The sequence below is a fragment of the Nocardiopsis sp. NPDC055824 genome (assembly GCF_053616335.1).
Window position 1 is genome coordinate 1 of sequence record NZ_JBSHDN010000246.1, and the last position, 8287, is coordinate 8287.

The 8287-nt window shown below is 74.6% G+C and carries 9 protein-coding genes; 5 read left to right on the top strand and 4 right to left on the bottom strand.

Annotated features, from left to right (window positions below; genetic code table 11):
• Window positions 1-35 precede the first annotated feature (35 nt).
• The gene (locus tag ACWGL3_RS28920; RefSeq protein ID WP_267947740.1) at window positions 36-1247 is read right to left on the bottom strand and encodes a cell wall protein; all 1212 of its coding nucleotides are present in this window, start codon (window positions 1245-1247) and stop codon (window positions 36-38) included.
• 555 nt (window positions 1248-1802) lie between these two features.
• Between ACWGL3_RS28920 and ACWGL3_RS28925 the strand changes: the two genes are divergently transcribed.
• The 4 genes from ACWGL3_RS28925 (at window position 1803) to ACWGL3_RS28940 (ending at window position 5085) form a co-directional block, all read left to right on the top strand.
• Window positions 1803-2702, top strand: a complete 900-nt coding sequence (locus ACWGL3_RS28925) for an N-acetylmuramoyl-L-alanine amidase (protein ID WP_267947739.1) — start codon at window positions 1803-1805, stop codon at window positions 2700-2702.
• A gap of 80 nt (window positions 2703-2782) precedes the next feature.
• The gene (locus tag ACWGL3_RS28930; protein ID WP_267947738.1) at window positions 2783-3079 is read left to right on the top strand and encodes a hypothetical protein; all 297 of its coding nucleotides are present in this window, start codon (window positions 2783-2785) and stop codon (window positions 3077-3079) included.
• A gap of 28 nt (window positions 3080-3107) precedes the next feature.
• On the top strand, window positions 3108-3812 hold the full coding sequence (locus tag ACWGL3_RS28935; RefSeq protein WP_267947737.1) for a DivIVA domain-containing protein: 705 nt from the start codon (window positions 3108-3110) through the stop codon (window positions 3810-3812).
• 343 nt (window positions 3813-4155) lie between these two features.
• Window positions 4156-5085: a M48 family metallopeptidase gene (locus ACWGL3_RS28940; RefSeq protein WP_355011043.1), complete on the top strand. Its 930-nt coding sequence runs from the start codon at window positions 4156-4158 to the stop codon at window positions 5083-5085.
• Between the two features lie 207 nt (window positions 5086-5292).
• Here the strand turns inward: ACWGL3_RS28940 and ACWGL3_RS28945 are convergent, their stop codons facing one another.
• The 3 genes from ACWGL3_RS28945 to ACWGL3_RS28955 form a co-directional block, all read right to left on the bottom strand.
• On the bottom strand, window positions 5293-5553 hold the full coding sequence (locus tag ACWGL3_RS28945; protein WP_267947735.1) for a DUF6504 family protein: 261 nt from the start codon (window positions 5551-5553) through the stop codon (window positions 5293-5295).
• Window positions 5554-5723: 170 nt separating this feature from the next.
• On the bottom strand, window positions 5724-6194 hold the full coding sequence (locus tag ACWGL3_RS28950; RefSeq protein ID WP_267947734.1) for an NUDIX hydrolase: 471 nt from the start codon (window positions 6192-6194) through the stop codon (window positions 5724-5726).
• 52 nt (window positions 6195-6246) lie between these two features.
• Window positions 6247-6831 carry a GNAT family N-acetyltransferase gene (locus ACWGL3_RS28955; RefSeq protein WP_267947733.1) on the bottom strand — a complete coding sequence of 195 codons (585 nt, stop codon included), beginning with the start codon at window positions 6829-6831 and terminating at the stop codon, window positions 6247-6249.
• A 114-nt stretch (window positions 6832-6945) separates the two neighbouring features.
• Here ACWGL3_RS28955 and ACWGL3_RS28960 point away from each other — a divergent pair, with 114 nt between their 5' ends.
• Window positions 6946-8220, top strand: coding sequence for an ROK family transcriptional regulator (locus ACWGL3_RS28960; protein ID WP_267947732.1), 1275 nt, complete (start codon window positions 6946-6948; stop codon window positions 8218-8220).
• Window positions 8221-8287 lie beyond the last annotated feature (67 nt).

The following is an 8287-nucleotide window of genomic DNA, read 5'->3' on the forward strand; positions in this document are numbered from 1 at the left end:
GGGCCCGGTCGGTCCGGTGCCGACCGCCGCTACGGCTAGCCCTCGCTGCTCTCGGCGGCGGAGTCGGCAGCGCTCTTCCTGCGGCGCGCGAAGTACGCGGCCGCGCCGCCGCCGGCGGCGATCGCGGCGCCGGCCGCGATCAGCCCGGCGAGGGGGCTGCCGGTCGTGGCCAGGGCCTCGGTCGGCTTCGGCTCCGGCTTCGGCTTCGGCTGGTCCTCTGCGTCGCGGGACGGCGGGTTCTTGTCGTCACCGCCACCGTCACCGCTGCCGCCGTCACCGTCGCCGCCGCCGTTGCCCGCGTCGTCGGCCGTCACGCCGACGCTGGCGTAGGTGACGCCCAGGGCGTAGGTACCGACCTCGGGCTGACCGGGGACGCTGATGTCCACGAGCAGCGCGGTGTAGGCGTCGTCCCAGTCGAAGCCCGCGTCGTCCGAGGTGTAGGTGCCCTGGTCCTGGTACGGGTCGCCGACCACGGCGTCGAGCTCGTTCACCTCGTAGGAGACGGCGCCCGGGACGACCGAGTGGGAGACGGAGCCGTCCCACGCCTGGGTCGTGGTGACGCTCGCGCCGGAGATCGTGGCGGACAGGACGATCTCGTCGTCCGCGGAGGAGAGCTCGATGTCGTCGGCGTCCAGCTCGACGAGCGGGGCCGCGGCCTCCTCGCCGGACACCTCGCCGCCGTCGGCGGCGGGGGTCTCAGGGACCTCAGGGACTTCAGGGGCCTCGGGGGTTTCCGCGGGCGGGTCCGTGGGCTCGGCCGGAGGTGTCCCCGCGTCCCCGTCGCCCTCGCCCTCACCCGGAGCGGTGGACTCGTCGTCCCCGGGCTCCTCCGAGGGGGTGGCGGTGGGGTCGTCGTCCGCGTCCGACTCCTCGTCGTCGGCCTCCTCGTCCTCCGCCCCCGCGATGATCTCCTCGACGTCGGAGGCGGTGAGCCGGATGGTGGCGCTCGCCACCGTGGTGGTGGCGGTGGCGCCGTTGCCGTCGACCGAGGCCGAGGTGGAGGCCTCGATGCTGAAGTACTCGTCGAGGGCGCCGGAGAAGCCGCTGGAGTCGCTGTTCGACTCGCCCTGCGGGGTGATGTAGGTCTCCGCGATGCCGTACCCGTCGGCGACGTTGGCGTGGGCCCAGCCCACGGTCTGGGTGTCGGCGGCGGCGGGGAGGGCCGTGGCGACGCCGAGCGCGCCGAGCGCCGCGAAAGCGGCGCCGCCCTGGAGAATGCGGCGCGCGGTCACGCGAGTGTTCTTCAAGTCAATCCTCATTCGGATCACCACAGTCCGAGACTTCTCGGACCGGCCTGGATGCGCGCACAACCGCCGACAGCGGGATTTCGGGGGCGCGGAACACGAACCAGGGTCGGATGGGGGATGGCAGTGGGCACACAGAAGCCCTCTGCCTGCGGAAACGGGGAAAACGCGGTCGCGGCCACAGAACGGTGGGTCGGCGGAACCGAGTCGGAATGACTTCCCGTTTCCTCACTCGAACCTTACATCGGACGAAACAGGAGAATCAGCCGAGATCCCATCACGAACAGATCACGATGAAGAAGGGCGTCACTCTGAGCAATGGATTCATTCTCTTCAGGGTTTTTTCCCGAACGGTGTAAACCTCGCCCGGGAACGGGCGTCCTACAAGAAAAGGCGCACCCCGTGAAGGGCGTTCCGCGAGGCGCGGCACACCCCCGGGCGCCTCCGCGGCGACGGGCGACACATCCCCTTTTGTCGGGCCCCTCTCCCCTGCCGAACACCTTTCGTCGGGATATGAGTCGGTATGCCCCGGGTACCGCGAGCGACTAGGTTGTGGGCATGCCCGTCTCCGCACCGCCAGGGCCCCGGAGCCGCGCCACCCGCGCCCTGTCTCTGGCGTCCCTCGCCCTCCTCCTCACCGCCGCCTGCTCGGCCTCGCCCGGAGGGGCCTCCGGCGGCGACCCCACGGCGGCGCCTCCCCTCCCCGGGCCGCAGGACGGCGGCGACGCCCCCGACGGCGACCGCGACGCCGCACCCGGGGACGACGCGCCCGACGACGGCCCCGTCGGCGAGGGCCCCCTCGGCACACGCGTCGTCGTCATCGACCCGGGCCACAACGGCGGCAACGCCTCCGCGCCGAGCGAGATCAACGCGCTCGTCCCCGCCGGCCCCGCGGAGAAGGCCTGCGACACCGTCGGCGCCGAGACCGGGGACGGCTACCCGGAGCACGAGTTCAACTGGGAGCTCTCCCTCCTGGTCAAGGAGCGTCTGGAGGCCGACGGCGCCACCGTCCTCCTCACCCGGGAGGACGACGAGGGCGTCGGTCCGTGCATCGACGAGCGCGCCGGGATCGGCAACGAGGCGGAGGCCGACGCGGCCCTGTCCATCCACGCCGACGGCGGGCCCGAGTCCGGTCGCGGGTTCCACGTGATCATGCCCGGCGAGGTGGACGGCTTCACCGAGGAGATCGTGGAGCCCTCCCGGCTGCTCGCCGAGGACGTCCGCCGCGCGTACCTGGAGGGGAGCGACATCCCCTACGCCGACTACCTCGCCGACGAGGGCCTGGACGAGCGCACCGACCTGGGCGGGCTGAACATGTCCACGGTGCCCAAGGTGTTCCTGGAGGCGGGCAACATGCGCAACCCCGAGGACGCCGAACTCCTGTCCGACCCCGCGTGGCGCGAGCGCGCCGCGGACTCCATCGCCCAGGGGATGGCCGCCTACCTCATGCGGAGCTGAGGACCGGCCGGAACGTCCGCACCCGGCCAAGACCGCCCGTTCGTATGGCGGGGGCCGCCCCGCCTCGGCATAATGCGTGCATGACCTCCCCCCGCCCCGCGCAGGGCCTGCCGGAGGCCCCGGCCCCCGGCGCGGTCCTGCGCGGCTTCCACCGCGCCCGGGCCGAGGACGTCCTCGGCCGGGCGTCCTTCGCGGTGGCCGCGCCCCACGCGGGCGCCCCCTTCCCCGGCCCGCCCGGGGACCGGCGGCCGGCGCCGATCGGCGCCGAGGACCGGCCCCGGCCCTGTGCGGGTACGGCCGCGGACGGGTACGGGAGGTCCTCGCCAGTCTCGTCGAATCCGCCCTCGGACGCGGAATCACGCGCGGGCCGGGGATGACCGCCACGAGAACCTCCTGAACTGCACAATGGGGACCATGCCTCTGACACCGGCGGACATCCGCGAAAAGAAGTTCCACACGGTGCGTCTGCGCCCGGGCTACAACGAGGAGGACGTCGACGCGCTCCTCGACCGGATCGAGGCGACTCTCGTCGCCCTGGAGGGCGGGCCGCGCACGGGCCCGCTCATCACGGCCGACGAGGTGCGCAACTCACGGTTCCGCACCACGAGGCTGAGCCCGGGGTACCGCGAGGACGAGGTCGACGACTTCCTCGACGTCGTGGTCGCCGACCTCGCCGGACGCGGCCTCGGCCGGTTCGGCGACCGGACCACCCCTCCGCTGCCGCCCCGGCCGGGGGCCTCCCGGGCCGGTGCGGCCGAACGGCAGGACCCGCCGGAGGGCCGGCGCCACACGCCTCCCGGCCGGACCGGCCCCGCGGGGCCGCCGCACAGGTTCGGGATGACGCCGGAGGACATCCGTGAGCAGCAGTTCGCCACCACCCGGTTGACCACGGGCTACAACGAGCAGGAGGTCGACGACTTCCTGGACCGCGCCGAGTTCACGCTCGACGCGCTCCAGCAGGGGCTCCCGGACCGCGCGACCCTCACGGCGGCGGAGGTGGAGCGGGTCCAGTTCGCCACCACCCGGGCGCGTCCGGGGTACGACCCGGCTCAGGTGGACCGGTTCCTGGACGCGCTGGCGGAGGAGCTGCGCCGCTACGAGCAGCAGTAGTCGGGGCGGTCCTGGCGCACACCGGACGCGAGGCGCGGGGGCGGAGCCCGGCCGGCGGGACCGGCCGCGCGTACCCTCCGGTCCCCGGCGGCGCGGACGGGGGCGGGCCCGTGGAGGGGGCCGGTCCCGCCCGGCGGGCGGGTCCGCGCGGGGACGGGGCCCGCGGCAGGCGCGCGTCCCGGGCGGGGCCCGGACGTGACGCCCGGGCAACCAGTACCGACCCGCCTCTTCCGGACACGCCGTAGCGCACGAACCCCATCCCCGGGGAAGCGGAAAGTAATATTTGAACACAGCGAGTAGTCGACCCTGCTGTCTCACTGACCGTGACCCGAGGGGAGGCAGGATGTTCCACCCGACGTGCCCGGAGGGCCGCGCCACCGCCTGGCCGGTCCGCGGCGCACCCGGCCCCACCGCGCCCTCCGGGGCGGGGGCGCGGCTCCCGCCGGTGGCCGGCCGCTCCGCCGACCTGGTCCCGTGCGACGCGGACGAGGAACTCGTGCCGACGCCCGCGCACCCGTGGGAGGGACCGCTGCTGGCGGCGTGCGCGGCCGTGACCCTCGTGATGGCCGCGGTGCTCGCCCGCACCGTGTGGGCGGCGACCGGGTCGTGGGAGTGCGTGGTCTGCGCACTGGCGGCGGTACCCGTGGTGTGCTGGGCGGCGCGGGGGCTGCTGTACGCCCGGCGCCGCGCGGAGTCGGTGAAGATCTCGCCGACGCAGTTCCCCGAGGCGTACCGGACGGTGGTGTCCCTGGCCGCCGACATGGGTCTGCCGAGACCCCCCGAGGCGTATGTCCGGATCGGCGGCGGGCCCTGCGGGACGGACGCCTCCGGCCACGGGCGGCGCCGCTACCTCGTGCTGTCGGACGCGCTGTTCGACGGCGGTGGAGGGCTGCGCGACCCGGAGGCCCTGGCGTTCCTGGTCGCCCACCAGCTCGGCCACGTGGCCGCCGGCCACACCGGTTTCTGGCGGCGGATGGCGACGATCGGCGGGGACCTCGTCCCGGGGCTCGGTTCGGCGCTGTCCCGCGCGATGGAGTACACCGCCGACGACCACGCCTACTCCCGCTTCCCCGAGGGGGCGCACGCCGTCAGGCTCCTCGCCGGGGGAGCCCGCCTCTACACCCGGGTGAACATGGGGGAGATGGCGGACCGGGCCCGCACCGACCGGGGCTGCTCCCTGCTGCTGTACCACCTGCTGATCCGCCGCCCCAGCAACACGCGGCGGATGGCGGCGCTCCGCGACCGCACCCGGCGCGGACGCGTCTTCCTCTGACCGTCGGGACGGCCGTCCGCCCAGGAGCGCGCATCGGGCCGACGCCGGGCGTCCGGCGGGTGTGGGACGGGCGCCGCCACAGGCGGTGTGGGGCACCGGGGGCCTTCCGGTACGCCGGTGCGGACGTCGCGGTCCACACCGACACCGGAGGCCCTCTCGTCATGTGTCAGGCGGGGTGGGTGTTACCAACCTCCGTGGTCAGTACACCTAGCTCCACTGGCGGCGCATGGTCCAGCGGTCGGACGCGACGTCGCGGGTGATGTCGATGATGCTGGGCTCCCCCGCCTCGGACTCGGCCGAGACGCGGAGCAGGTGGACCTGGGTGGCGGGTGTTCCGGGCACTTCGGGGCGGGCGGGCCAGTCCCCGATGATCCTGCGCACCCGGAAGGTGCGACCGCGCCAGGTGAACCGGGCGGGGGTGCCGCCCCGGGTGGAACGTACGTCGATGTGTTCGTTCAGGAGACTCACGCGGGCAGCCTATCGAACTCTTGTTCGAGAAAGTCAAGCCTCTCGAAACGGTCGCCCAGCCGGGCGGTGTCGGACCCGGAACACCCTAGGGGCGCGGGCCGCCCGGGGCGGTGGACCCGCCTCCGGCGTGTCGCGGCGCCCGGGCGCGCGGGGGCCCGGGACCGGAGTCCCTACACGACGAAGTACGGGGCGGGGTCGTCGGCGCGGGCGTTCGCGATGCGGTCGAGGACGCGCTGCGACATGTCCGGCAGCGCGTCCGGCGGGAACCACCGGACCTCCAGGGTCTCGTCCCCACCGGCGTCGGGGGCGCCGCCGACGACGCGGCAGCGGAAGGCCAGGTCGAGGAACTGGACCCGGTCCCCGTTGGGGTAGGTGTGGGGCTCCTGGCCGACCACGCTGGCCAGCCTCTCGACCTCGACCTCCAGGCCTGTCTCCTCCCACACCTCGCGCACGACCGCGCGGGCGGGCTGCTCCCCGGGTTCGAGGATGCCGCCGGGCGCGGCCCAGCGGCCGTCGTCGGCGCGCCTGTGCAGGAGGATGTCGCCGTTCTCGCCGATCACCACCCCCGTGACCCCCACGAGCGGGAGGAGACCGTGGCCGACGTGGTCGCGCAGCGCGAGGAGGAAGTCAGGTACGGGCATGCGCACGAGCCTACGAGACCGGCCGGGACGGCCGCCGCACGCCCCGCGCCCCTCAGCGCCCCCGGGAGGCGCGCAGCTCCTCGTACTCCTCGGCGAGGACCGACATGAGGACGGCGTCGTGCCACTCCCCGTTCCAGCGCAGGCACTTGCGCCGGACGCCCTCCCTGACGAAACCGGAGCGGGCGTAGGACTTCTGGGCGTTGGCGTTGAACGCGAACACCTCCAGGCCCACCCGGTGCAGACCGGCCACCGTGAACGCGTACTCCAGCACCAGGCCGGTGGCCTCGGTCCCGTAGCCCCTCCCGGTGAAGGCCATGTCGTTGAGCGCGATCCGGTACCCGGCGCAGGCGTTGTCCGGGTCGAGTCCGAGGAGAGCGCAGTCGCCCACGGCCGTCCCGTCCTCCCGCGACACGATCACCCAGTCGGCGCGGTCGTGGTGGTCGGGGCGGGCGGCGTACCACCTCCGCAGCACGTCCTCGGTGAACCGGCGGTGGGTCCCCGTGAACCTGCGGACCTCGGGGTCCATGTCCACCGTCGGACCGACCAGGGCCTCGCCGCTCTCGGCGTCGAGGGGCACGAGCCGGACCTTCGTCCCGTGGAGCGCGGGCTGGTCGCGGAAGACGTCGGGGGGAACCATGGTCGGGATTCCACCAGAGGGCCGGGAACGGCGCAACCGGGTTTCCGCGCCCCCTCCGCGGCCCCTGTACGATCCGGGCACGGCGCGCGGCGCCGGCGACGCGAGGGGGACCCGGTGACGGTCGGTTCGGGAACGGTCAGCTTCCAGACGGTCCGCGAGACCAACCTGGGCGTCGTGCTGCGCACGGTCCGCGAGCTGGCCCCGTGTTCGCGCTCGGCGGTCGCGTCCGCGACGGGCCTGAACAAGACCACCGTGTCCAGCCTGGTCGCCGACCTGATGGCGCGGGGGCTGGTCCTGGAGACCGGGGAGACCTCGCGGCAGAGGGTGGGCCGTCCGGGCGTGCTGCTGGCGCTGAACGACTCGTCGGTGGCCGCGGTCGGCCTGGAGGTCAACGTCGACTACCTGTCGGTGGTCGCCGTGGACCTGCTGCGGAACGAACTCGTGGGCCGCCACGTCCCCTTCGACGCGCGTTCGGCGGGGCCGGAGGCGTGCGCGCGGCGCATCGCGCGGACGCTGCGGGAGACCATGGAGTCCCCGCAGCTCAGCGGGCGCGCCGTGGTGGCGGCGGGTGTGGCCGTGCCGGGGCTGATCGACGCGCCCGCGGGGACCGTCACCCGCGCGCCCAACCTGGGCTGGCAGGGCGTGCGGTTGCGGGACCGGGTGGAGGACCTGCTGCGTACGGCGGGGGCGGGTGAGGTGCCGGTCCACGTGGACAACGACGCGAACCTGGCGGCGATGGCGGAGTACCGGGTGGGGTCCTTCGCGGGCACGCCGGATCTGGCGTACGTGACCGGCGAGGTGGGGATCGGCGCGGGCATCCTGGCCGGCGGCGAGCTGTTGCGGGGCGCGGGCGGGTTCGCGGGCGAGGTGGGCCACCTGGCGCTCGCCCCGGACGGCCCGGAGTGCGCCTGCGGACGCCGCGGCTGCCTGGAGTCGCTGGCGGGCATCGGCGCGATCGTGCGCGAGGCCGTGCCCGACCGCGTGCCGGACCGCCCCCTGTCGGGGAGCGACGTCGCGGAACTGGTGTCGGTGGCGGTGGAGCGGGCCGGAAGCGGTGACGGCGTCGCCGTGGGCGCGCTGGAGCGGGCGGGCATGTGGCTGGGCCGGGGGCTGTCGACGCTCGTCAACGTCACCAACCCGAGCGTGGTGCTGCTGGGCGGGTACTTCGTGCCGATGGGACCGTGGCTGCTGCCCGGCTGCCGCGCGGAGGTCGTGGCGAACGTGTTCGCTCCGGGGGCGGGCGGCTGCCGGATCGAACTGTCGGCCCTGGGCCTGAGCGCGGCGGCCCGCGGCGCGGCCGCCTCGATGATCCACGCGCTCGACGTCGGCCTGCTGCCGCTCCCCGCGCCGGGGGCCGCCCGGGCGGCGGCGGTCCCGGGCGGCTCGTAGGCGGCCCCGCGGTCCCGCGGACCGGCGGGCGGCTCCGCGGGCGCGTCGGTCCCCCTCCGGCCGGGCC